Raw genomic sequence first — 24,823 nt, forward strand, 5'->3', positions numbered from 1 at the left:
GTTTTAAAATAAGACGGCACACGCTATTAACAACCTCTGCTGTTAACGTTGAAATGCTTTTAAACTCAATTGATCAACCGATGCTTGACCCACTTTTATCGCATGGGCATAACCTAATGCGCGTGGCAAAATATGGTCGCAATAAAAAGCGACAGAGCAAGACCAAGAGGCTTTTTCAGACTCTGATAAGGTATTACTGATCAGGCTTTCTTGTTCTGCTTTGATTTGCAGCCAAGCCCCCACTAGGAACCCCATCAACATCATATAATCGTAAGCGAGTGCGGTTGCTAATGTGGTGTTGCTTTTCATGCTGTCTAAACAAACGGCGGTACAATCACGGGCCAGTGTTAAAGAGTCTTGAACAGCTTCAATGTTAGCTTGCATTTTCTCTGTTTTGGCGGGGTGAGAACGGTTATGCCATGCATTGAGTTCCGCTTCGATGTCTTCTAATAAAGACAACATGGCCGCTCCTTGATCGACATGCAGTTTACGACCTATCAAGTCAATGGCTTGAATACCATTAGTGCCTTCATAAATGGGGAGAATACGTGCATCTCTAGCAAACTGTGCAACCCCTGTCTCTTCAATGTAGCCCATGCCACCATGCACCTGAATGGCCAACGAGGTGATTTCCTGCGCTTGTTCTGTGATCCAGCCTTTCACTATGGGGGTATAAAGCGCGGTTCTCGCTTTTGCCTTGCGTTGCTCTTCACCATTTGAAAAGTGAGACACATCACTTTCAACCGCCGCAACATAGATCAGCGAGCGCATGGCATCAAGCTGTGATTTCATTGTCATTAACATGCGTAAAACATCTGGGTGTTCTATAATCGCGGCACTGGCGGTTCTTTCTGCGTTCATGCCTTGCTTACGCTCTTGCGAATAATCCAGCGCTTGTTGGTATGCTCGTTCTGCAACCGCTAGACCTTGAAGTCCAACCCCTTGGCGCGCATTGTTCATCATGGTAAACATGGCTTTTATGCCCTCGTTTTTCTGACCGACAAGATAGCCAACGGCGCCCTCTTGATCACCAAAGCTCATTACGCAAGTTGGAGACGCATGAATCCCCATTTTATGTTCCAAAGAAAGGGCTTTTAAATCATTGCGATCACTTGATTCGCCTTGATCATTCAACAAAAACTTAGGGACGATAAACAAAGAAATGCCTTTTACGCCTGCAGGAGCATCAGGTAAACGGGCTAACACCAGATGGATAATGTTATCCGTCATCTGATGATCTCCCCATGTTATGTAAATTTTCTGGCCTTGGATGCGAAAAGCATCGCCATCAGGGGTTGCTTTACAGGCAATTGCCGCAAGATCTGAACCCGCACCTGGCTCTGTTAAATTCATCGTGCCCGCCCATTCACCGGACAGCATTTTAGGCAGGTATTGTGCTTTTAGTTCATCGTTTGCGTGCAGATGAATGGCTTCCATCGCACCAAGGCTAAGCAATGGACACAATGAAAAAGCTAAATTGGCCGATTGAATGCCTTCATTGACGGCCGTAGCGATAACGGATGGTAGACCTTGGCCACCAAACTCTGGTGCACCGGACAAACTCAGCCAACCGCCTTCTGCATAGGCATGAAAGGCCTCTTTAAACCCTGACGCTTGTTGAACTTCGCCTTCCTCAATGCGAGCGCCTTCTTGGTCGCCACTGGCATTAATAGGCGCAATAATTTGTTCTGAAAGCTTACCGGCTTCACTCAGAATCGCTTCTAATAAACCTTGGTCGACGGGCTCTTCTAGATAAGGCGTCAACCGATCAATGTTCGCAATCGATTGCAAGCTAAACATAATGTCATTGAAAGGGTATTTGTATTCGCTCATTTTTTATTCTCCGAGTTATTATCCGAGCGGATAGATGCCTCTAGAATGTAAAAATTCACTTTATGTCACAATGACAATTCAGACCTAAATTTCTAACAAATACATTCAGACAAGATGAAAAACAGAGCTAAACGCCTGTACTACTGGGATTTCATCGTTTTGCCAAATTTCAGATATTCCTCACTTTTACGATATTCTCCGGGTGTCATACCTGTCCATTTTTTGAATGAACGGAAAAAAGCACTGGGTTCATCAAAGCCCATAAGCGCGGCAATATCATTGATAGATAACTGGGGCGCATTCATATAAGTAATCGCGGCCTCTTTGCGACAATCATCCTTGATGTTTTGATACGACGTCTTTTCATCGTTTAAACGCCTGCGTAAAGTCGACACACTCATATTTAACCCGCTGGCCACTTCTTCAGCGCTAGGCATTTCCCGCGAAAAGTCTTTGCCAAGCATCGCCATCACTTGTGATTTTAAACTGTTGTCATTTTCAACCATGACCAACAATTGGTAAGGGGCCGTTTTCAAGAACCCTCGAAGACTATCTTCTGTTTGGACAATCGGCATATCGAGGTAACTGGCGGGGAAAACTAAGGCATTCGCATGCTGGTTAAACTTCACTTCTGATTGAAACAGTGTTTTATAGTGTTCAACGTCACTGGGTCGTTCGCTGGTGAAATACGCGGCCTTTAAAGCCAAACGGCGACCGATTAACCAACAAATAAAGTGGTGCCACATCGAAAGCGTGGTTCTTAATTGCTCTTTTGACTCTGCCTTTACCAGATTCGTCAGATTTTCTTGAGAGTCGTTTAAAGGCGCAAAAGTGACCATCGCGTAGCGCCCTTTTGTGATTAATACTGGCTTTACGGTCGGTCCTCGACAAATCTCATAAAAGTCACTGCATCGATACAAAGCATGGGCCAAACTCCTTGCATGAATAATACAAAGACACATCATTCTGAAAGTACCGTTTGGCACCTTGCCACCACTTAACATACCAAAAGATTCATCTTGCATTAGCCACATGATTTTTTGATACAACATGCCATATCGGTAGGCAGGAAATACGTCGTTTTGCTCTAACTCTTCAGCGGTTATATCAACGCTGTCCAAGACAGCTTGTCTGTCAAGACCTTGATCTTCAACGGCTTTTAAGAGGTAACGAACACTCGACATAGGAACAGATGCTTTCACAGGAATCACCTTACTTGACACATAACCAGGATTAATTTTTATTTTGTGTGTTTTCAATACGTGCAAACAGCATACATAAAAAAAGGCCGCATGACTGCAGCCTTTTTTTATGTATGCACTTTTTGCTCTGGTTTACTTTTGCTCAGTAAAAGCAGACAACAGTTCATCGAGTGATAAATCCTCACTCTCTGCTTCTGTTGTAGAAACAGCGTCCATTGCTTCTGCCTGCTGCGCTGTATCGTCAGCAGGTTTTACAAAAACAAATCGACGTGGTCGAGTGGGTGCCGCACCCTCTTCTTTTACTGGTAGCAAACCTAAACGTTCAAGTTTTTTGTGCGCTTGATCTTTGCGTTCCTTGGATTTCTTTGTCACAAAACGGCGTGTTGACGAAGCTTTACGAGCTTTGTTTTGCTCTTTCATCAACTCTTTTGAGCCAGTTTTTCCAAGTTTTCCACGCATACTGCGCGATTTTTTAGCACGAGCCATAATATCCTCTCTTTATCGTCGCGCATTGTATCAGTGAATGAACGCTAGGTCATCCAGCAAGCATGGGCAATTCTAGCAATTTGCTTTAAATGCGCCATGGCCTTGTTGTCTCTGGCTGCCCATTTCTCCTAACCATTTCTTAATGCCCGCAGAGTCTCCCGATAAAAGCGCCTGTTCTAGATTTTTAAAGACATCAATCGTGCCATCAATAATCCTCACATACTCTTTTTGCTGTGTGGCTAGTGCTTCACCTTTCAACTTCTCCGCTTTAAGTTGGTACGGTGTTTCATTACGCGACTGCTCTAAGGAAGCGATTAAAGAGTCGATACGCTCTGCCGCAGCGCTATTATCACCAGACTTAATATCGGAAGACATCGCACGAAGTTCGTTTTTAATGTCCATCATGTATCCATGCAGTTTGGTTTCACCGCACATTTCATCTTGATGATGCTCATGTGCAAACAGTGCAGTTGAGCAAGATACAGACAAAATAGTCGCGGCAAGAAGGCCTTTTTTTATAAACATACAAATCTCTCCTGGTTGAGTGTGTGTTCACCTAACTGAAAAATACATTAGGTTAATATAAAGTAGCACGAACCCTAAAGACACAGATAGAATAAGAATGTATTGGTACTGACTGTTGTTCGTGGCTTGTTTATTAATCATGTTTAAGATTCTCGAGGTAACACGTCTTATGATGAAGTTCCTATTATTTTTGATTTTGGGCGGTGTTTTTAGCCTACCCGTATGGGCAGAATGCCCAGATATCAGCGCGATTTATGCCGCTGATCAAGCGACACAAGACTATATGGACGGCAAAGTATTCAAGAAAGCGAGAGTATTAAAGAAACATTTGCCGAGTTATCGCAAAGAAATTGCCAGTTACATCTACGTGGAAGACAAAGGCTTGTATTTCACTGTGTACACGTTAGTTAATTCTGAGTGTGAGGTGGCAATTATAAAAAGCACAAGAGGAAAACATTAGTAAGCTTCCTCTGTGCTTATTGCGGTTTAAGACATTATTTTATGCTTTTTTCGAAGGCCCCTTCTCTTCTTTGCTTCCTTCCGTGTCATCTTCTTCCTCGTCGTCCTCTTCTTCTTCGCCAAGTTTAGAGATTTCTTCAAGGCGCTCAATAACACGTGCAGATAAACTGCCCTCAGGGTAATCCCCTTCTTCATTGAGTTGACCTGGCTCTATGCCTGTTAAAAGGTGCAAGGCTTCATCGGCTGTCGATACGGCATAGACATGAAACTGACCCGCCTCAACTGCAGTAACAATATCATCGTTTAACATCAGATTGACTGCGTTCGATTTCGGAATGATAACGCCTTGTGTCCCAGTTAAACCACGAGCATGGCAGACGTTGAAAAAGCCTTCGATTTTCTCGTTAACGCCACCGATCGCTTGAATTTCACCGTATTGATTCAATGATCCTGTAATGGCCAGATCTTGACGTAGAGGCACTTGAATCAAAGCCGATAATAAACAACACAATTCAGCGGTTGAGGCACTGTCTCCATCGATATAGCCATAGCTCTGTTCCATCGCGATGGAGGCAGAGATATCAAGTGGGAAACGCTGAGCGTATTTATCGCCTAAGTATCCAGATAAAATCAATACACCTTTTGAGTGAATATTTTGGCCAAGGTTCGATTCTCGCTCAATATCAATGATGCCTTTGCCGCCTGGGTAAACCGTTGTTGAAATGCGTGCTGGTGCACCAAAACTGCTGTCCCCGATTTGCATGACCGTCAGGCCATTGATTTTACCAACCGCATAACCGTCACTTTCCAATAACACCGTTCCTTCAATGATCTCCTCAATGATCTTTTCACTGACGCGTCCTGTACGGTGCTTTTTGGCTTTTAATGCCCGAGCAATGTGCTCTGCGGTGATCTCATGTTCTTTCGCCATTTGTCTGACGAAATCCGCTTCGCCCAATAACTCAAACACATCACCAATCTTAGCAGCCATCTCTCGTTGGTGCTCGGCGAGACGACTGCTGTACTCGATCAAAGCCGCGACACCGTCACGTGTTACGTTAGCGTATTCTTCTTTGTCAACGCGATCTTTCATCAGACGAGCAAACGACAACTCTGCCTCTTTGGTGCGTTTTAAGGTGTCATCGAAGTCAACCAAGACCCGAAACATTTCTTGAAAATCGGGGTCTGCATCTTGTAATAAATAATAAATATCACGCGCACCAATTAAAACCACTTTGACTTGCAGGGGCAAATCTTGAGGCGATAAGGTCATGGTATTCATCAACCCCATATCAGCATAGGGGTGTTCTATCTTAATGGTTTTGCTTTTTAAAGCGCGTTTAAGAGCTTCCCATAGGTAGTGATCCGTCAGTAACTTTTCAGCGTCGAGGATTAAATAACCGCCGTTTGCAGCATGGAGACTACCAGAGCGTATCAAACGGTAGTTGGTTACCAACATTCCTTGGTCGCTGCTGTGTTCAACTTGACCAAATAAATTACGGTAAGTTGGGTGTGGTTCATACACGACGGGCTGACCGCCGTTTGCATCGTGGGTCGTCGCGATGTTGGGCAGATACAGTTCTTCATAAAACTGACGACGACCGGTTTCATCACGATTTTCTGAGGCTTTTTCATCGGCCATTTGGTCAATAATGGTCTTATCTAAATCTTCCCTAAGTTCAGTTAAGTGCGCGGTTATATCGGCATTTTCTTGGTACTTCTCAAACAAACCTGCCATTAAAGGGTCAAGTGCTTCTTTGACCGTATCTAGGTTGAGCTGTCGAATTTGGTCATAGGTTGCACGCTTCCACTGGGGCAGTCCAAGCAATTCCTCATTTAAGAGTCCTTCAAGGGTGGAAACGCCTTCTTGAAACGCATCCCGTTCTTCATCACTTAAGGCGGCAAATTCATTTTCTTCTAGTGCTTTCCCTTCTTTCATGGGAGCAAAACTGACTGAAGAAGCATCGCGGAACATGGCGACCCCGATTTTGCCCGACACGCGCTCCACTTTATTAATCGCTGCTTCGTATTGATCATTAAAGGCGCGGTCAATAACTGATTTTTGCTGTTGATAGGTTGGGTTTTCAAAAGCCGCAGGAAAAGTCGCCATTAAACCATCAATGACTGTACGAATTTCTTTCTCAAACTCTGATGCCATTCCCGGAGCAAACTCAATGGCCTTTGGACGGTGACTTTCCGTGAAGTTGTTCACGTAAGCCCATTCATTCGGCGCACAACGACGTTTGGCTTCACTTTTTAAGTAACTCAACACATAAGAAGAGCGCCCTGTTCCTGAGTCGCCCATCGCAAAAATATTGTAGCCGGGGCGCTGCATAGCAACACCAAATTGAATCGCTTCCACGGCACGCTCTTGACCTAAAATACCGCTTAATGGCTCAAGGTCATTAAGGGTCGTAAAGCTAAGGTGATCTTGTGGCACTTTGGCCGACAATGCTTGATAAGAAAGAGGTGCAACCATGTTTGAGGTAACCGTGTTCGACATCAATGTGTTTCCTTTTGTGAGACAAGCTGGAGTTGATCTTGAGGGTTTGCTTGTGAAAACACTCGGTGGAAATTTTGTGCTGTGGCTTCAAGTAACGCTTCATAGCGAATACCTTTTAAGTCAGCGACATATTGAGCCACTTCTGACACATACTTTGGTTCGTTCTTTTTGCCACGGTGAGGAACCGGAGCGAGGTAAGGTGCGTCGGTTTCAACAATCAACGACTCTAAAGGCAGTTTCTTCACCGTTTCTTTTAAATCTGTGGCCGTTTTAAATGTGACGATACCGGAGATTGAAATCAGATAATTTTCATCCAGCGCCGCTTTTGCCATGTCATAATCTTCAGTGAAGCAATGTAGAACCCCTGCTGTATTAGGGTTCCCGTGCTGGCGGATAAGTGACAGGGTGTCGTTTTTTGCGCTGCGAGTATGCACGATAACCGGCAAACCAAGCTCACCCGCTGTCTTTAAATGGTGCATAAAGCTGACTTGTTGCGCTTCATGTGCTTCTTCTGACGCTTCATAAAAATAGTCTAGACCGGTTTCACCAATCGCAATGATACGAGAGTTCGCAGCATGCTGACGTAATAGGTGACCGTCGGTGATTAAGCCTTCACTGTGAAGTGGGTGGACACCACAACTGGCATAGACGCCAGCACGCTGAGTGAAGCCCAAAATAGTTTCCATGTTCTTGAGATCAACTGAAATACTCAACAGTTGTCTCACGCCTTGTTGGTAAGCCGCATCAAGAGCAGCATGCAGATCATGGTTGTAGGGTGTTAAATCCAACATGTCTAGGTGACAATGGGTATCGATTAACATAGTTTCTTTACCACTGATTTAATTCGTGTGTAAGTTGCATGATGGGGTTTAAATTTGTTTTTTGAAGGTCTGACTTCAACATTTGTAGGGCTTGGTATCGTTGCATCAGTGTTTGAATGCTGAGGCGGTGAATCAAAACTTGGTAGATAGGCTCCAAAGCGGGGGCTAAGTCACTCCCCGTTGAGCGGCAAATACACTGATGGAGAATCGCCGCTAAGCCATTGCAATAATCGTCAATGTTTTTGCTGTCTATGCCTTTTACCATATCACTCACTCCCGAAACCTCGGTTAACATAGCGTACAGCTTTTCAGGTAATTCGGTGTATAAAGCGGTTTTCCCTTGTTGCTCAAGCGCTAATAATCGGTAAGGCTGCGTCGTTAGCCAAAATAATTGACTGAGTGGCTGTAAGCTTGCGTCTTGTTGCAGCCACTCAGCGACGTCTCTTGTTGTGGGCGTGGGAACTTTGACTAACAAGCAACGACTGCGAATCGTCGGCAACAGTTGAGAAGACTGTGAGCTGGTGAGAACAAAAAAAGTATGGTCAGCCGGTTCCTCTAACGCTTTTAACACCGCATTGGCTGCATTGATATTCATTGCTTGCGCGTGCGTAATCAAAACGACTTTGTTTTTGCCTACTTGAGGTTTTTGGCTAATTTGTTTCACCAAAAGACGAATTTGATCCACCTTTATGGTGCCCGTTTCACCCTCCAATACACGAAAATCAGGATGTGAGTCCGCTTTCATTAGCTGACATGAATGGCATAGGCCGCACGCTTTACCTTGCTGACTTTCACACATCAGATCCTTGACGACTTCTCGCGCTAGAGACTCTTGACCGACGCCGTCAGCACCGGTAATGAGCAGTGCATGAGACAAACGGCTTTGAGACTTAAGCGTTTGTATTTGTTGTAAAGCAGGTATAAGCCATTGAGCGATGTTTACCATTTATATGCCACCTGACCAGGACTGAACCAATGCCTCAAGTTGCTTTTCTATCTGAGCAATAACATCTTCGAGAGGAAGGCTAGCATCAATAATCCTAATACGGTGCGGGTTTAACCGTGCTCGCTCCAGAAAACCGTCTCGTACCTTTTGATGAAAAAGGCTGGACTCTTTGTCTAGGCGATCTTGATATTTACGCTGTAAGACCCGCTGTTGACCAACATCGACAGGAACGTCCAATAACAAGGTAGCATCAGGATGATAGTCACCCACTGCCCATTCTGTTAATTGATCTAATATTTGAGTGCTCCCGCCTCTTGCGTCACCTTGGTACACATAACTGGAGTCTATAAAACGATCACTAACGACCCAAGTACCCTGATCAATAGCGGGTTTGATCTTCTCGGCCACATGCTGCGCCCGTGCCGCAAACATCAATAATAATTCGGCAGTGTCGTTGACTTTTTCTTCCCGGGAGCTCAATACAAGCTGACGAATCTCTTCCGAAAAAGGTGTTCCCCCAGGCTCTCTGGTCATAATAAAAGGCACTTTATGGGATTCGAGCCAGCGCTGAATAAAATCAATAGCCGTGCTTTTACCGCTACCCTCACCGCCTTCCAGCGAAATAAATTTACCTTTCATTGCGTTTCCTTATTTCGTGTTTTCTGGCGTGGAACGATAATCTTCACGGCGTTTAAACTGATATTGTCGTACTGCATCATTGTGCTGGCTCAGCGTATCTGAAAAAGTGTGACTGCCATCCCCTTTTGCCACAAAGTACAGTGCCGTCGTTTTCCCTGGGTTAAGCGCTGCGACAATGGCTTCTCTTCCAACGTTAGCAATAGGCGTAGGCGGTAAACCGGAAATTTTATAGGTGTTATAAGGCGTATCACTGCGTAAGCTTTTACGAGTTAAGTTGCCATCAAAGTTCTCACCTAGGCCATAAATAACCGTTGGGTCAGTTTGTAAACGCATCTTTTTTTCCAAACGACTAATAAAAACTCGTGCAATTAAAGGCCTTTCTTCTGGAACGCCCGTTTCTTTCTCAATAATAGACGCCATAATCAAGGCATCATAGGGCGATTGATACGGTAGATTCTCCGCTTTTGTTTCCCACAAATTGGTAAGCGTTTGGTCGAGCAGTTGGTTTGCGTGCTTGAGGATGCTGACGTCAGTGTCGCCTTTGTGATATCGGTAGGTATTGGCAAAAAACATCCCCTCTGGGTGCGGTGTGTCCAACGCCAATGCGGTTGAAATCTCTTCTGCTGAACGTCCCATCAGCGTCATTTTGATATTGCCCTTTGCCTGCATGGCCGCCAAAAACTCTTGAGTTGTTTTTCCTTCCAATAGTGTCACGGTGTAAAAAATGGATTGGCCAGAATCAAAGAGTGCCATAACGTCCAATAAGGTCATATTAGGCTCAATAGCGTATTGACCAACTTTCGGTATCCATTCAGGGTGTAATTTTGCACTGACTCGAGTCAAAACCGGATGTGGTATTAGCCCCTGTTCACTCAGTGACGCGCCTAAACTGTAAGCCGTATCGCCAGAACGCACCTCGAAAACTTGCTGTTCCGTTATGGTGATTGGCGAAGTGATGAGGTGATAAAGATAGCCAGACGCACAGGCGATTAGAGTGATGGCCAGCAAAGCCAGTCGAAAAAACCATTTAAATAGCGCCATGCTTATCCTTTTTTTGCATTAACTTTTGTAATGTCAGTGTATGAACACCTATAGGCAAAGACCGATCAACAATGCGGGTGACTGGAACAATACCCATTAAACTGTTTGTAATAAAGACTTCATCGGCTGACTCTAACGCACTTAGCTTAAAACGTCCTGTTTGCACACAATATTGGCTTTGTCCTGAAATAATGGCACTGCGATAGGTGCCCTGCACTCCTGATGAAATAAGTGACGGTGTAAAAAGTAGACCATCCTTAAACCAAAATATGTTGCTTTGGATACATTCAACAATATGTTGATGTGAATCGAACATGATGGATTCAAAGTAAGGGACAGTAAGGCGTTGCTTTGCAAGTACATTTTCAAGGCGATTGAGGTGTTTCATGCCTGCCAAGAAACGATTGTTGCTTACCGGAATGGGAGACAACGACAAAGCGACACCATTTTGACGCTGACTGTTGTAATCAGGTGCAGGCAATATGCCAACAGAAATCATGTGTTCGCAGTTTATCGGAGGCAAATACCCTCTTCCACCTTCTCCCCTAGTAACAATTATTTTAATGACGCTTTCGTGCTCAATTTTTGGCAAGACGGTTTGATAAAGAAAGTCACAAAGTGTTTGTTTTTGCTCTGCAGAAAAAGGCATACCGAGCTTATTTAAGCCACGATAAAGACGTGAAAGATGAAATTTAAGTTCGGAAAAGCTGAGAGGAAAAGTACGAATGGTTTCGAAAACACCATCACCGTACGCTAAGCCACGGTCGGCAGGCGAAACAGTAATATTTTGCTGGTAGTTAACAAACCAAGTCATGGCTAAAAACTCATAAAATAAGGTTAGCTATGATAGCGTAAAAGAATGGCGTCCCGTAGGGGGTTCGAACCCCTGTTACTGCCGTGAAAGGGCAGTGTCCTAGGCCTCTAGACGAACGGGACAGATTAGTTTTGGAAAAACTATAAACAAAACACCCTATTATCGCTAATAAAATGCTGGAGCGGGAAACGAGGCTCGAACTCGCGACCCCAACCTTGGCAAGGTTGTGCTCTACCACTGAGCTATTCCCGCAGAAATATTTTTAAGTACAAAGTGAATGGCGTCCCGTAGGGGGTTCGAACCCCTGTTACTGCCGTGAAAGGGCAGTGTCCTAGGCCTCTAGACGAACGGGACAGATTAGTTTTAAAAAACTATAATTCACATAACTCACTACATATTGCTAACAACCGCTTTTATATATAAATAAAAGTGGCGTCCCGTAGGGGGTTCGAACCCCTGTTACTGCCGTGAAAGGGCAGTGTCCTAGGCCTCTAGACGAACGGGACACAATTCAGTTTTGAGAAAACTGTAAACGAAACACCCTATTATCACTAATAAAATGCTGGAGCGGGAAACGAGGCTCGAACTCGCGACCCCAACCTTGGCAAGGTTGTGCTCTACCACTGAGCTATTCCCGCTTTACCGCATACACCCTACTCTATTCAGGCAATGCATTTTAAAACACTTAAAATTATTACTAATCTAAGTATCTATAAATAGTGGCGTCCCGTAGGGGGTTCGAACCCCTGTTACTGCCGTGAAAGGGCAGTGTCCTAGGCCTCTAGACGAACGGGACGCAATTCAGTTTTGAGAAAACTGTAAACAAAACACCCTATTATCGCTAATAAAATGTTGGAGCGGGAAACGAGGCTCGAACTCGCGACCCCAACCTTGGCAAGGTTGTGCTCTACCACTGAGCTATTCCCGCTTTACTGCATATGCCCTACTCTATTCAAGCGATGCTTTTCAAAACACTTAAAATTATTACTAATCTAAGTATCTATAAATAGTGGCGTCCCGTAGGGGGTTCGAACCCCTGTTACTGCCGTGAAAGGGCAGTGTCCTAGGCCTCTAGACGAACGGGACGCAATTCAGTTTTGTAAAAACTGTAAACAAAACACCCTATTATCGCTAATAAAATGCTGGAGCGGGAAACGAGGCTCGAACTCGCGACCCCAACCTTGGCAAGGTTGTGCTCTACCACTGAGCTATTCCCGCTTTACTGCATATGCCCTACTCTATTCAAGCGGTGCTTTTCAAAACACTTAAAATTATTACTAATCTAAGCATCTATAAATAGTGGCGTCCCGTAGGGGGTTCGAACCCCTGTTACTGCCGTGAAAGGGCAGTGTCCTAGGCCTCTAGACGAACGGGACGCAATTCAGTTTTGTGAAAACTGTAAACAAAGCACCCTATTATCGCTAATAAAATGCTGGAGCGGGAAACGAGGCTCGAACTCGCGACCCCAACCTTGGCAAGGTTGTGCTCTACCACTGAGCTATTCCCGCAACACAAACTCTCACAATACAATTTACTGTAGACTAACAAACCAAACTTGTTAAAGTATGGCGTCCCGTAGGGGGTTCGAACCCCTGTTACTGCCGTGAAAGGGCAGTGTCCTAGGCCTCTAGACGAACGGGACAACGTTTCAAACTTGCTGTGTGAGCGGGTGCGTATATTACTGTTACTCAACGTAAAATCAACAGTTTTTTTTATTAATTTAAGCAACCTAAACAAATACTTGCTTTAAAAATCAATCTGATCGGAGTTCCTATGTTAAACAAACCTCTCATTTTGTCTTTGTCTCTTTCTGCGCTGCTATTAGCGGGTTGCTCAACAACGCACTATATCAGCATTGATCCTAAGGTAGAGGTACAAACAACCAACCTTAAAAATGACCGTGTTATTGATGTTTCAACTCACACTGCGTTAACCAACACAGTAGGGTCTATTAAGACAGGGATTAATGAGCGTGCAGATATTTTCCTCACTAATGATATAAAGGAAAGCGTAAAGCAAAGTGTACTCACTGGATTAAAGACGCTGGGCTTTACACCAGATCAAGGCGTTATGCCTGCAGCAGACCTACAAATCGACATTATTAAAATGCGTTACACCACCAAGGTTGAGTCTCTGAAAACCATTGCAACCTTAGAGTTTGAGCTAAAGACCACCCTTTCCGCAAAAGGACAAACTTACAAAGCAAATTACGGCTCTAAAAAAACCCGAGAATACGGCACCATGCCGTATCAACAAGATGTCGAGGATGATATGAATGATCTTGCTAGCCAAACGGTTAATCGTTTGCTGAGTGATCCTAATATACTTTCCTTGCTTCAGTAAGCAGTAGAAACTAAAAAATCACTCGATCAGCAGATCGAGTGACAGTTCTTCTCTTTGCGTACGTATTTATTGTTATTTTACGTTTCCTGTTTTGAACACTCACCACTTAGGTGTAAAGTTAGCAGAACGTAACTCCCCTCTTAATAAGGATAAAGTGGTGCAAATTCGCAAATCAAACAAACTCGCCAATATCTGTTATGAAATTCGTGGCCCTGTTTTAAAAGAAGCCGTCCGCATGGAGGAAGAAGGTCAGCGCATTCTAAAGCTTAATATTGGCAATCCTGCGCCGTTTGGCTTTGAAGCACCAGATGAAATTCTGGTTGATGTTATTCGCAACCTCCCTACCGCCCAAGGCTACAGTGAGTCGAAAGGACTGTTTTCTGCTCGTAAATCCGTCATGCAAAAATATCAAGCAATGGGCATCAAGTCTGCCGATGTCAGCCATGTATGGATGGGCAACGGTGTTAGCGAACTGATTGTAATGGCCATGCAAGCGCTTTTAAATGACGGCGATGAAATTTTAGTACCGGCTCCTGATTACCCATTATGGACTGCCGCAGCGACATTAGCGGGTGGCTACGTTAGGCATTACTTGTGCGATGAAGAAGCGGGATGGCAGCCTGACATCCAAGACATACGTTCGAAAATATCGAACAAAACCAAAGCGATTGTATTGATCAATCCTAACAACCCAACAGGCGCGGTCTACACCCTTGACACTTTGAAAGCCATCGTTAATTTAGCTGAAGAATTTGGCCTATTACTCTTTTCAGATGAGATTTACGATAAAATTCTCTACGATGATGCTCAACATATTCCGACTGCGACACTGACTGAAGGTCGTGCGCCCTGCATTACTTTTGGCGGCCTTTCAAAGGTTTATCGCACAGCAGGGTTCCGATCAGGCTGGATGGTCATTACAGGCGACCGCAGTGGCATTCAAGATTACATAGATGGGTTAGATATCCTCAGCTCCATGCGCTTGTGTGCCAACGTCCCGGCACAACATGCAGTACAGACAGCACTGGGTGGTTATCAGACAATTAATGATCTGATCATACCTGGCGGGCGATTCTACGAGCAACGCAAAGTGGCTTGGGAAGCGCTTGACTCTATTCCCGGAGTACACTGCCATAAGCCAGAGGGGGCGCTGTATTTGTTTCCTAGACTTGACCCAAAAGTCTATAACATTAAAAACGACGTGGATCTTGTTTTACAGTTTTTACGTGAAGAAAAAGTGCTTATTGTTCAAGGTACGGGGTTTAATTGGCCAACACCCGATCATGTGCGTTTCGTGTTCCTTCCCCACGTTGAACAATTAACGCCAGCGATGGACCGCTTTGCCGCGTTTTTACATCGATTAAGGAAGCGTTAATTCCTCTCTTGAAATAATCCTACAAAGCCCTACTATGCTCCTTAACAGTCTTTTTAGGAGCATAGCAATGCGTATTATTCTGTTTTTACTGACAAACCTAGCCGTCATCGTGGTGGCTGGGGTTGTTTTGAGTCTTTTAGGTGTTAATGGCTACATGACCAGCAATGGCCTTGATTTCACTTCTTTGTTGATATTTTGTGCTGTTTTTGGCTTTATCGGCAGCTTTATTTCTTTGTTTCTTTCTAAGTTCATGGCAAAACGTGGCTCCGGTGCGGTTGTTATTGAGCAGCCTAAAAACCATAAAGAAGTTTGGTTACTTGATACGGTGAAAGAGCTTTCTCAGAAAGCTGGCATCCAAATGCCTGAAGTCGCCATCTTTCCTGCCCATGAAGCAAATGCCTTTGCAACAGGATGGAATAAAAACGCTGCTTTGGTAGCCGTATCGAGCGGTATGTTGGATCGCTTCTCACCTGATGAAATCAAAGCGGTTCTTGGTCATGAAATTGGCCACGTCGCTAATGGCGATATGATTACCCTTACCCTTGTGCAAGGCGTTGTGAATACGTTCGTTATGTTTTTTGCACGCATTGCGGCTTATGCTGTTGATCAGTTTTTACGCAAAGACGATGAGGAGGGCTCTGTCGGGTGGGGATACTATATTGCCACGTTTATTTTCGAAATTATTTTTGGCATTCTCGCGTCTATGATTGTGATGTGGTTCTCCCGTTACCGTGAGTTTAGAGCGGATGAAGCCGGTGCAAGACTTGCCGGGAAAGGTGCGATGATTGCTGCCCTCGCCCGCTTGCAGCAAGAAAGTGAAGAAAGCCGTATGCCTGACTCTATGCTGGCCTTTGGTATACGTCGAGGTAAAACACCCTCTCTTGGTGAGCTCTTCTCAAGCCACCCACCTATCAATGATCGCATTAAAGCATTGCAAGCGCTTTAGTCGACATTGAAAAAACCGTACTTGATTAAAAAACATCAGCCAAATTGTTTGGCTGATGTTTTACGTTAGAGACGGAACAGGAAAAGTCACCGCTTATATCTATGTTGTTTTATTTCTTTGAGTTTCGAGTATATAAGCCATCAAAGGAATACCCACTTCTTTGGGTGTATCAACAAAACGCACGCCATACACATAGAAGTACTCAACCCCCATTTTTGTTAGGAACTCATTTTCAACCATGCTTGCTTGAACTTGCTCTAGCATTTGAATATCTTGTGATCTGATCTCACAGTCTAACTTGAGAATATGGCTATATTGACCAATTTTCACACTGCATATCAAACGCATGGTTTCATTAACGACACCAAAGTCCTGTTTGGCAATCAGCCTTGCTCCACCAAGACTAAAATCCACAACAATCGCGGAAGATGATGCATTGATGGGGGTTAAGCCATTGGGCTCTAGAGTGCAAATAAGCCGAGTTTCAATTCTTACTGACTGTCGAACCTCGGAGGTTTCTACATAACTGGGATTTAAAATATGTAAATGGGCAGCCGGTTCAAGATAACTTTTGGCAATTTTGCTAGAAAATGCACAAACGTGGGTACTTAACATTAAGCGCACATTCACGACTTGGCTTTCACGTACCAGTATGTTCTTACCGTTAATCCTAGGTGTTGAAACAATTAATGATCTACCAGGAATCTTTCCTAACACCTTTACCATGTAACGACCAGGAGGTGAAATAAACTCTATTTGCACATTGGTACCTATCGGTACTTCAAGATCGTTTAGATCAACCTGCATCACTCCAGCCATATTTTCTTTGTCCTTATTTTTTATGGTTGACTAAAGAGTCGTGTAAGGAATCGGTCGAAAAACTAACCGCCTCAAACAAACGGTCAGCCTTAATATCGTCTGTCGAGACAGTACAAGTATTGAATTCATCTCTTTCAACATAATGCTTACGCAACCAGTCAAAAGTAGAGTCTGCTGTATTTTCACGATATTTAAAACGCAAACGAGCATCGTCTCTTGCAACGTCATAAACAGCCTGAATTCCCCGCGCAAGCACTTCTTCAAAGCAGCCATAATTTTGAATGTTAATATGAGAAAGCCAACCTTTGCTTAAGAATGTTTCTCCTAACACCGCTTCCTTGTCTAAACTTAACCCACTGTTTAATTTGCTTAAATATTGGCAAAGGCCTTGATACACCATCAACGTCCCTTTTTCTCGGCCTTGCTTGCTGTAGCCTGCGATGTGTGGCGTGGCAATATCAGCAATGTGCAGCAAGTCTTTGTTAATTGATGGCTCACCTTTCCAAACGTCCATCACAAGATGTAAATTACCATTCAACTGCCGATGTCGCTCTATTAAAGCAGGTTCGTCAATAATGCCCCCTCGACCTGCGGACACAATAATTGTGCCTGGGGCTATAAGCGCTAACGCTTGTTCTGAAATCATATTTTGGGTCGGGTAGTCACCCGATGCAGTCAATGGAGCATGCAAACAAATCACACCGCAAGCAAGCACATCGTCTAAGCCTACAAAACGGACATTATCGTCTATTGCATTCCTGTTAGGGTCTGACTGCTCCATCTCTTTAAAAGGGTCATAGACGCACACGTCGCATCCTAGTCCTGCAAAGCGCTGATAAACTGTTTTCCCTACATTGCCATACCCAACAATGCCAATCTTTTTGGTTAACCAAGATTGCTTTTTTGTCATGTATAAATGGCTTAAACCACTAAAAACATAGTCTGCTACGGCCTCAGCGTTACAGCCCGGGGCACTGGTAAACGCAATGCTTGCCTTTGCTAAGTAAGGTAAATCAATATGATCAACGCCAATGGTGGCACTACCGACAAATTTTACAGCGCTACCCGCCAACAATTCTTCTGTTACCTTTGTTACAGAGCGAACCAATAATACATCGGCATTTTTAACCAATGCACTGGTCAAGGTTCTGCCATTCACCAGGGTCACCTGACCTAAATGGGAGAATAACGCTTCCGCATTAGGCATGTTTTCATCTGCAATTATGTTCATATTGTTGCTTTAAATACTCGTTTAATGGGTAATCAGGGTGTCGCAAAGACAATAAGTAGGTCGCAAAAATTTTGGCTCTTTCGGGTAAAGAATCGTGATCCAAGTATTTTTTTACCTGAGTGTATACGGCGGCTTGGAAATGACTGGCATCATAGTCAGCCAAAGATAAATTATCGACACTGACGCGAAACATTAGACCCGCCGACCAGTGCAAGACACACTCAACAGCTTGAGGCACCACTTCCACCTTTTCAAACGCTTGTTGAGTCAATACATCACGTGTATCAGGCTCATACCAATACCCATAATCCTCAAGCAACCGTCGCTCTTTTCCTGCAACACACCAATGGCTACACTCATGTAACGCGCTTGAGACGTAATCTGCACGAAAAAAAAGTTTTGCAGGCTCACTGCTTTGTATGGGTAAATAAAGGGGCTCTTCAGCCCCTCCAATGAGACAAGTGTGATAACGGGAAAAGAAACAGGCATGAAAAGCCGAAACAAGCTGTGATGCGATCACAATCCGCAAACTCCAAATGTGAAAAAATATCACATCAGAGATAAAAATGCGCTACGAAGAGACAATTTTCTTACGCAGCGCATGGTGGTGCAACTCTGTTGTTTTACAATAAAAAACTAACGTGTTTTATTCACCACGAAAATAACGCGATGGAACAAAAGGCATTGTCGTCCGTGTTAATGGAATGCTTTTCCCCCGCACCTGCGCAAACAAAGCTTGATTTTCTTCAAGTGCTTTATTTGAAACATAGGCCATCAAGATAGGCTGCCCAAGTGTTGGGGAAAAACCGCCGCTGGTCACTTTACCTTTCAATTCACCTGATGCATCCGTTATATCAGTGCCTTCTCGAACAGGCGCTCTCCCTTCTGCCACAAAACCAACACGTTTTTTCTCAGGCTTATCGGCAAACTGAGGCAGTATAATGTCTGCACCAACGAACCCGCCAGCACGCTCACCATCAAGACGTCGCACTTTCTGAATAGCCCAATTAATAGAAGCTTCGACGGGTGTGGTAGAAATATCAATATCATGCCCATATAAGCACAGACCCGCCTCAAGGCGTAAGGAGTCTCGAGCACCTAAACCAATCCATTCAACCTCATCGGATGCAAGTAATGCTTCAGCTAACTCGGCAGCATGGTCATTCGCCACGGAAATCTCATAACCATCCTCACCCGTGTAGCCAGAACAACTTACCCAAAGTTCAATGCCTTGCCACTGACACTTAATGCTTTGCATAAAGGTCATGGCAGCCGCCTCCGGAACGAATTGGGCAAAAGTAGCACGTGCTTTTGGCCCTTGAATCGCCAGTAGCGCACGATCTTCAACCACTTCGACCTCACAACCTGACAAAGACGCCTTTAAATAAGCAATATCTTGATCTTTGCATGCCGCATTCACCACCATGAAAATATCGTCACCCCAGTTAGCGAACATTAAATCATCGGTAATGCCGCCCTCTTCTGTTGTGAACATGCCGTAACGTTGCATTCCTTGTTCTAGCCCTAAGACGTCAACAGGTAAGATACTCTCAAGCATCTGCTTTACACCATCGCCCCTTAAAATAACCTGTCCCATGTGAGACACATCAAATAAGCCTGCATGGTCACGTACCCACAGGTGCTCTTTCATTACACCGAGCGGATATTGAACCGGCATTTCATAACCAGCGAACTCAACCATTCGGGCATTTGACGCAATATGTTGATTAAACAAAGCCGTACGTTTCATAAAAAAGTCCTAATAATGACATGTTATGTTGTTTCTTATTGGAAACAGAGTATCCAAAAGAAATGCTGCCTGACAACCCCTAGCACACCAATTTTCTTCCATATTTTTACAAAAATGTGTATTTAGAAAACATAAAATCGAGTAAATGGTCAAAAAAACATCAAATAAAATGCAAAATAGATGATGAACTACTGTTTCCAATTGGAAACTTTTTTATTATGATACGAGAAATTATCGCGGATCAGACAATGATTGGCGCTCTTAGAAAGATGATGATTTTTCATCATTTTGCACTGCCTTAGTGTTATTATACGTAAGACTCATCGTCTTTAGGCATACATGTTTATTTAAGAGGAATTACCCATGGCCAATACAGAAGCCTTTTTCAGCCAAACGTTAGCTGAACGTGATCCGGATCTTTTTGCAACCATCGTTGAAGAAGAGAAGCGTCAAGAAACAGGCATTGAATTAATTGCGTCTGAAAACATTACTTCAAAGGCAGTTTTAGAAGCTCAAGGCTCCGTTTTAACCAATAAATACGCTGAAGGCTACCCTAATCGTCGTTACTACGGTGGCTGTGAAGCGGTTGATGTAACAGAGCAACTTGCCATCGATCGTGCAAAACAATTGTTTAAGTGTGAATTCGCAAACGTACAACCTCACTCCGGCGCACAAGCAAACGGTGCCGTCATGCTCGCCCTTTTGCAGCCAGGCGATACTATTTTAGGTATGTCTTTGGATGCAGGTGGCCACCTTACTCATGGCGCGCCACCAGCACAATCGGGCAAATGGTTTAATGCCGTTCAATATCAGGTAGACCCTGAAACATTGTTGATTGATTACGATGCCATCGAAGCTCAAGCGTTAGAATGCAAACCAAAAATGCTTATCGCCGGTGGCTCCGCTATCCCCCGTGTTATCGATTTCAAACGTTTCCGTGAGATTGCTGATAAAGTCGGTGCATACTTGTTTGTTGATATGGCACACATTGCGGGTCTTGTTGCAACAGGAGCGCACCCTTCTCCACTCCCTCATGCACACGTCGTAACCACCACCACCCACAAAACATTGCGTGGACCTCGTGGCGGTATGATTCTTTCCAACGACCTAGATCTTGGCAAGAAAATCAACTCAGCTGTCTTCCCTGGTTACCAAGGCGGACCACTGATGCACGTGATCGCGGGTAAAGCGGTTGCTTTTGGTGAAGCTCTTAAGCCTGAGTTTAAAGAATACATTGATCAAGTGGTTGCCAACGCCAAAGCACTTGCAGCGGTTATGGTCGAGCGTGGCTGTGACATCGTCACCGGTGGTACTGACAACCATCTAATGCTGGTTGACCTTCGTCCTAAAGGCCTTAAGGGTAATGTGGTTGATAAGGCACTTGAACGTGCTGGTATCACGTGCAACAAAAACGGCATTCCTTTTGACACTGAAAAACCGATGGTGACTTCTGGTATCCGTATTGGTACGCCGGCGGCAACATCCCGCGGTTTTGGTGTTGAAGAATTCCAGAAAGTTGGTCATTTAATCAGTGATGTGCTTGATGGTCTAATTGATATGCCAGAAGGCAATCCTGACGTAGAAGCTCGCGTCTTAGGTGAAGTGCAAGCACTTTGTAAGCGTTTCCCGCTTTATCGTTAATACACTGCACACCCAAAGGCATTAGTCTTTGGGTGTTTTTTTAAAGAGGAATAAAACTATGAGCACTGTTCTAGAAAATTTAAAATACGCTGCGTCCCATGAGTGGGTCCTAGATAACGGTGATGGCACAGTGACTGTTGGCATTACCGATCACGCTCAAGATTTGTTGGGAGATGTGGTTTACGTTGAACTTCCAGAAGTTGGCTCAGAAGTGACTGCAACAGAGCAATTTTCTCTTGTCGAGTCTGTTAAAGCGGCATCCGATATATATGCACCGATTAGTGGTGAGGTAATTGAAGTAAACAACGCCCTAGAAGATGCGCCAGAACTTATTAATGAAGCGCCTTTTGAAGGGGCTTGGATCGCTAAGATTAAACTTAGCAACAGCGCTGATCTTGACAAGCTTCTTGATGCAGCCGGCTACTCAGCCTCAATCGAATAAAAACAATTAAGGCTCTTCTCTTTCGTTAAGAGCCTCCCCTCCCCCTTGTCTAATCTTAATAGGTGATTGAACCATGAACTCGTGCACCCGCGATTTATTAAATAACGATGAATTTATTGCTCGCCACATCGGTCCTGATGAAGCAGAACAGGCAAAAATGCTGGCCAAGATAGGCGCCGTTTCCTTGCCTGCTCTTATTGACAGTACGGTACCGGAAGCGATTCGTCAGGCGAATCTAAACCTTTCTGCTCAGCCCGTTAGTGAGAGCGAAGCACTTGCTCAACTCAAAGCAATCGCCAGTAAAAACACCGTAGCACGCTCCTTTATCGGTATGGGTTATCACGATACTCATGTTCCTTCTCCTATTTTGCGTAATATATTAGAAAACCCCGGCTGGTACACCGCATACACGCCTTATCAACCAGAAATTTCACAAGGTCGTTTAGAGGCTTTGCTGAATTTCCAACAAGTCATCATTGATTTAACGGGAATGGAAATCTCTAATGCGTCTTTGCTCGATGAGGCCACGGCAGCGGCGGAAGCGATGACGTTGATGAAACGCTCAAATCGCAAAAAAAGCGATGTGCTATTCATTGCTAACCACTGCTTGCCACAAACTATTGATGTCGTAAAAACACGTGCAGAGTTGCTTGATATCATGGTTATCGTAGACGACATAGAACACATTAACCAACACGATGTGTTCGGTGCTATTTTCCAATACCCTGGTATTGACGGCACCATCAATGACCTTGCCCCTTTTATCGCTCAAGCGCATGAACAAGGCGCGCTGACCAGTATTGCGGTCGATTTGCTTTCCTTAGTTCTACTTAAGTCTCCTGGTAGCATGGGAGCAGACATTGTCTTTGGATCAGCACAGCGTTTTGGTGTTCCTATGGGATTTGGTGGCCCTCATGCTGCGTTTCTTGCCACAAAAGATGCGTTCAAACGCTCCATGCCAGGTCGTGTAATCGGTGTTTCTAAAGACGTGCATGGCAAACCCGCGCTGCGTATGGCCATGCAGACTCGAGAGCAACATATTCGTCGCGAAAAGGCCACCTCCAACATTTGTACTGCACAAGCCTTATTGGCCATGATGGCAGGTTTTTATGCTGTATATCATGGACCAGCAGGTTTGAAAAAAATTGCGCAACGCATTGCTCAGTTAACTCATTGCTTCGCAAAAGCCGTTCAAGCTGCAGGGCTCACAACCAATACCAGCTACTTTGATACGCTTGTTATCAATACAGGCACAAATACGGACGCTATTTTAGCGAACGGCCTTACTCACAACATGAACTTCTTTAGGAAGTCCGATACTGAACTGTCTGTGTCATTAAACGAAACGACAACACCAGCCGATCTTGTTGAGTTAGCTCTTTGCTTTGGTGCACAACTAACGGAAGAAGACATATTAAATACAGAGTTAACTCAAGGGTTTGATATTGCCTTGTTACGACAAGATGATATTTTAACTCACCCTGTTTTCAATCGTCATCACAGTGAAACAGAGTTGATGCGTTACATGCGTCAGCTTGAGGTAAAAGACATCGCGTTAAATCAAAGCATGATTCCGCTTGGTTCCTGTACGATGAAACTTAACGCCACATCAGAAATGATACCGGTCACTTGGGCAGAGTTTGGGCGTATTCACCCATTCGCTCCAGATAATCAAGTAGCGGGTTACCACGCTCTTTTGCAAGAACTGATTGATATGCTTTCTAAAGCGACAGGCTATGACACTGTGTCATTGCAGCCTAACTCAGGCGCACAGGGCGAATACGCAGGTCTTATTGCCATTGACAAATACCACAAATCACGTGGTGACACTGGGCGTAACGTCTGCCTTATTCCAAGCTCGGCACACGGCACAAACCCTGCATCTGCTGCTCTAGCAGGCATGAAAGTGGTGATTGTAAAGTGTGACGCAGAAGGGAATATTGATCTCGTTGACTTAAGAGAGAAAGCTGAGAAGCACGCTGAACAACTTAGCTGTATTATGGCAACCTACCCTTCTACCCATGGGGTATTTGAAGAGCATATTCGCGAAGTATGCGACATTGTTCATGAATTTGGCGGTCAAGTGTATATAGACGGTGCCAACTTAAATGCGCTGGTTGGCGTTGCACCTCCAGGCACATTTGGTGGTGATGTCTCTCATTTGAACCTACATAAAACATTCTGTATTCCTCATGGCGGCGGCGGCCCAGGCATGGGGCCAATTGGGGTGAAGTCGCATCTTGCTCCTTTCTTAGCAGGCCACTCGGTAACGCCCGTATTCGGCATGGAAGAGCAGCACGGTGCCGTGTCCGCAGCACCTTACGGAAGCGCCAGTATCCTTGTTATTACTTGGATGTACATCAAAATGATGGGAGACCAAGGGTTACGAGACGCCACTTACAACGCCATCTTAAATGCGAACTACATCGCTAAGCGTTTAGAAGATCACTACCCAGTCTTGTACACAGGTAAGAACAATAGCGTGGCACATGAGTGCATCATCGACATTCGTCCTATTAAGGCAGAGTCTGGTATTAGCGAAGAAGATATTGCGAAACGTTTGATGGACTTTGGTTTCCACGCACCCACCATGTCATTCCCAGTAGCAGGAACTTTGATGATTGAGCCGACTGAGTCTGAAAATATCGATGAATTAGATCGGTTCTGTGATGCTATGATTCAAATTCGTCATGAAATCAGCAAGGTTCAATCCGGTGAATGGACACTAGAAGACAACCCGCTTGTGAATGCACCACACACAGCGGACAGTCTTTTAGAGGGTGAGTGGGAACACGGCTACACTCGCAAAGAAGCCGCCTACCCATTGTCTTGGATTAAATCACGTAAATACTGGCCACCTGTAGGACGCATCGACAACGTCTACGGCGACCGTAACTTGTATTGTGAGTGCCCACCCATCGAAAGTTATGAAGATTAAAGCATCATAGTCTTGAAAATAAAAACGAGCCATTTGGCTCGTTTTTTTATGTTGACTCTTATTACGCTA

At 44.5% G+C, this 24,823-nt stretch carries 21 protein-coding genes and 12 tRNA genes; 7 read left to right on the top strand and 26 right to left on the bottom strand.

Features of this window, described 5'->3' with window-relative positions; translation table 11 throughout:
• Positions 1–42 precede the first annotated feature (42 nt).
• From LG368_RS00285 to LG368_RS00300, 4 genes are all read right to left on the bottom strand, one after another.
• Positions 43–1,833, bottom strand: coding sequence for an acyl-CoA dehydrogenase family protein (locus tag LG368_RS00285; RefSeq protein ID WP_226752748.1), 1,791 nt, complete (start codon positions 1,831–1,833; stop codon positions 43–45).
• Between the two features lie 140 nt (positions 1,834–1,973).
• Entirely contained in the window at positions 1,974–3,035 is a 1,062-nt protein-coding gene (locus LG368_RS00290) for an AraC family transcriptional regulator (RefSeq protein ID WP_226752749.1), read from the bottom strand.
• A 132-nt stretch (positions 3,036–3,167) separates the two neighbouring features.
• A complete protein-coding gene (locus LG368_RS00295; RefSeq protein ID WP_226752750.1) occupies positions 3,168–3,521 on the bottom strand; it encodes a hypothetical protein in 354 nt (117 codons plus the stop codon).
• A gap of 72 nt (positions 3,522–3,593) precedes the next feature.
• A complete protein-coding gene (locus tag LG368_RS00300) occupies positions 3,594–4,046 on the bottom strand; it encodes a cytochrome b562 (RefSeq protein WP_226752751.1) in 453 nt (150 codons plus the stop codon).
• A gap of 169 nt (positions 4,047–4,215) precedes the next feature.
• Here LG368_RS00300 and LG368_RS00305 point away from each other — a divergent pair, with 169 nt between their 5' ends.
• Positions 4,216–4,506: a hypothetical protein gene (locus LG368_RS00305; protein WP_226752752.1), complete on the top strand. Its 291-nt coding sequence runs from the start codon at positions 4,216–4,218 to the stop codon at positions 4,504–4,506.
• A 39-nt stretch (positions 4,507–4,545) separates the two neighbouring features.
• Here the strand turns inward: LG368_RS00305 and LG368_RS00310 are convergent, their stop codons facing one another.
• From LG368_RS00310 to LG368_RS00395, 18 genes are all read right to left on the bottom strand, one after another.
• Entirely contained in the window at positions 4,546–7,008 is a 2,463-nt protein-coding gene (locus tag LG368_RS00310; RefSeq protein ID WP_226752753.1) for a Lon protease family protein, read from the bottom strand.
• Complete coding sequence (locus LG368_RS00315) at positions 7,008–7,829, bottom strand: TatD family hydrolase (protein ID WP_226752754.1); 822 nt, start codon at positions 7,827–7,829, stop codon at positions 7,008–7,010. Before LG368_RS00315 ends, LG368_RS00310 begins: the two co-directional genes overlap by 1 nt.
• A gap of 7 nt (positions 7,830–7,836) precedes the next feature.
• Complete coding sequence (gene holB, locus LG368_RS00320) at positions 7,837–8,775, bottom strand: DNA polymerase III subunit delta' (protein ID WP_226752755.1); 939 nt, start codon at positions 8,773–8,775, stop codon at positions 7,837–7,839.
• On the bottom strand, positions 8,776–9,414 hold the full coding sequence (gene tmk / locus LG368_RS00325) for a dTMP kinase (RefSeq protein WP_226752756.1): 639 nt from the start codon (positions 9,412–9,414) through the stop codon (positions 8,776–8,778).
• A 9-nt stretch (positions 9,415–9,423) separates the two neighbouring features.
• On the bottom strand, positions 9,424–10,455 hold the full coding sequence (gene mltG / locus LG368_RS00330; protein ID WP_226752757.1) for an endolytic transglycosylase MltG: 1,032 nt from the start codon (positions 10,453–10,455) through the stop codon (positions 9,424–9,426).
• Positions 10,442–11,269, bottom strand: coding sequence for an aminodeoxychorismate lyase (pabC, locus tag LG368_RS00335; protein WP_226752758.1), 828 nt, complete (start codon positions 11,267–11,269; stop codon positions 10,442–10,444). Before pabC ends, mltG begins: the two co-directional genes overlap by 14 nt.
• A 46-nt stretch (positions 11,270–11,315) precedes the next feature.
• Positions 11,316–11,391, bottom strand: a tRNA-Glu gene (locus LG368_RS00340).
• 55 nt (positions 11,392–11,446) lie between these two features.
• A tRNA-Gly gene (locus LG368_RS00345) sits at positions 11,447–11,521 on the bottom strand.
• 26 nt (positions 11,522–11,547) lie between these two features.
• Positions 11,548–11,623 (bottom strand) — tRNA-Glu (locus tag LG368_RS00350).
• A gap of 76 nt (positions 11,624–11,699) precedes the next feature.
• Positions 11,700–11,775 (bottom strand) — tRNA-Glu (locus LG368_RS00355).
• Positions 11,776–11,832: 57 nt separating this feature from the next.
• A tRNA-Gly gene (locus tag LG368_RS00360) sits at positions 11,833–11,907 on the bottom strand.
• 82 nt (positions 11,908–11,989) lie between these two features.
• Positions 11,990–12,065, bottom strand: a tRNA-Glu gene (locus LG368_RS00365).
• Between the two features lie 57 nt (positions 12,066–12,122).
• A tRNA-Gly gene (locus LG368_RS00370) sits at positions 12,123–12,197 on the bottom strand.
• A gap of 82 nt (positions 12,198–12,279) precedes the next feature.
• Positions 12,280–12,355: transfer RNA gene (locus LG368_RS00375), tRNA-Glu, on the bottom strand.
• Between the two features lie 57 nt (positions 12,356–12,412).
• Positions 12,413–12,487 (bottom strand) — tRNA-Gly (locus LG368_RS00380).
• Positions 12,488–12,569: 82 nt separating this feature from the next.
• A tRNA-Glu gene (locus LG368_RS00385) sits at positions 12,570–12,645 on the bottom strand.
• Between the two features lie 57 nt (positions 12,646–12,702).
• A tRNA-Gly gene (locus LG368_RS00390) sits at positions 12,703–12,777 on the bottom strand.
• 58 nt (positions 12,778–12,835) lie between these two features.
• Positions 12,836–12,911, bottom strand: a tRNA-Glu gene (locus tag LG368_RS00395).
• 131 nt (positions 12,912–13,042) lie between these two features.
• Between LG368_RS00395 and LG368_RS00400 the strand changes: the two genes are divergently transcribed.
• From LG368_RS00400 to htpX, 3 genes are all read left to right on the top strand, one after another.
• Complete coding sequence (locus LG368_RS00400) at positions 13,043–13,612, top strand: YajG family lipoprotein (RefSeq protein WP_226752759.1); 570 nt, start codon at positions 13,043–13,045, stop codon at positions 13,610–13,612.
• A gap of 157 nt (positions 13,613–13,769) precedes the next feature.
• Positions 13,770–14,987 (top strand): pyridoxal phosphate-dependent aminotransferase, encoded by a 1,218-nt coding sequence (locus LG368_RS00405; protein WP_338086285.1) that lies wholly within the window; start codon positions 13,770–13,772, stop codon positions 14,985–14,987.
• A 67-nt stretch (positions 14,988–15,054) separates the two neighbouring features.
• A complete protein-coding gene (gene htpX / locus LG368_RS00410) occupies positions 15,055–15,933 on the top strand; it encodes a protease HtpX (protein WP_226752760.1) in 879 nt (292 codons plus the stop codon).
• 99 nt (positions 15,934–16,032) lie between these two features.
• On the opposite strand, the gene LG368_RS00415 is transcribed toward htpX, so the two are convergent.
• The 4 genes from LG368_RS00415 to gcvT all read right to left on the bottom strand — a co-directional run bounded on the left by LG368_RS00415 (position 16,033) and on the right by gcvT (position 19,733).
• A complete protein-coding gene (locus tag LG368_RS00415; protein WP_226752761.1) occupies positions 16,033–16,752 on the bottom strand; it encodes a flagellar brake protein in 720 nt (239 codons plus the stop codon).
• 13 nt (positions 16,753–16,765) lie between these two features.
• Positions 16,766–17,983, bottom strand: coding sequence for a 4-phosphoerythronate dehydrogenase (locus LG368_RS00420; RefSeq protein WP_226752762.1), 1,218 nt, complete (start codon positions 17,981–17,983; stop codon positions 16,766–16,768).
• Positions 17,964–18,503: an elongation factor P hydroxylase gene (locus tag LG368_RS00425; protein ID WP_226752763.1), complete on the bottom strand. Its 540-nt coding sequence runs from the start codon at positions 18,501–18,503 to the stop codon at positions 17,964–17,966. Before LG368_RS00425 ends, LG368_RS00420 begins: the two co-directional genes overlap by 20 nt.
• A 126-nt stretch (positions 18,504–18,629) precedes the next feature.
• Complete coding sequence (gene gcvT / locus LG368_RS00430) at positions 18,630–19,733, bottom strand: glycine cleavage system aminomethyltransferase GcvT (RefSeq protein WP_226752764.1); 1,104 nt, start codon at positions 19,731–19,733, stop codon at positions 18,630–18,632.
• A 363-nt stretch (positions 19,734–20,096) separates the two neighbouring features.
• Between gcvT and glyA the strand changes: the two genes are divergently transcribed.
• The 3 genes from glyA (at position 20,097) to gcvP (ending at position 24,754) form a co-directional block, all read left to right on the top strand.
• The gene (gene glyA, locus LG368_RS00435; protein ID WP_226752765.1) at positions 20,097–21,374 is read left to right on the top strand and encodes a serine hydroxymethyltransferase; all 1,278 of its coding nucleotides are present in this window, start codon (positions 20,097–20,099) and stop codon (positions 21,372–21,374) included.
• A 58-nt stretch (positions 21,375–21,432) separates the two neighbouring features.
• Positions 21,433–21,816 carry a glycine cleavage system protein GcvH gene (gene gcvH / locus LG368_RS00440; RefSeq protein WP_226752766.1) on the top strand — a complete coding sequence of 128 codons (384 nt, stop codon included), beginning with the start codon at positions 21,433–21,435 and terminating at the stop codon, positions 21,814–21,816.
• Between the two features lie 73 nt (positions 21,817–21,889).
• Positions 21,890–24,754 carry an aminomethyl-transferring glycine dehydrogenase gene (gene gcvP / locus LG368_RS00445; protein WP_226752767.1) on the top strand — a complete coding sequence of 955 codons (2,865 nt, stop codon included), beginning with the start codon at positions 21,890–21,892 and terminating at the stop codon, positions 24,752–24,754.
• Positions 24,755–24,823 lie beyond the last annotated feature (69 nt).

The sequence above is a fragment of the Marinomonas algarum genome, assembly GCF_020532605.1.
Classification (GTDB): domain Bacteria; phylum Pseudomonadota; class Gammaproteobacteria; order Pseudomonadales; family Marinomonadaceae; genus Marinomonas; species Marinomonas algarum.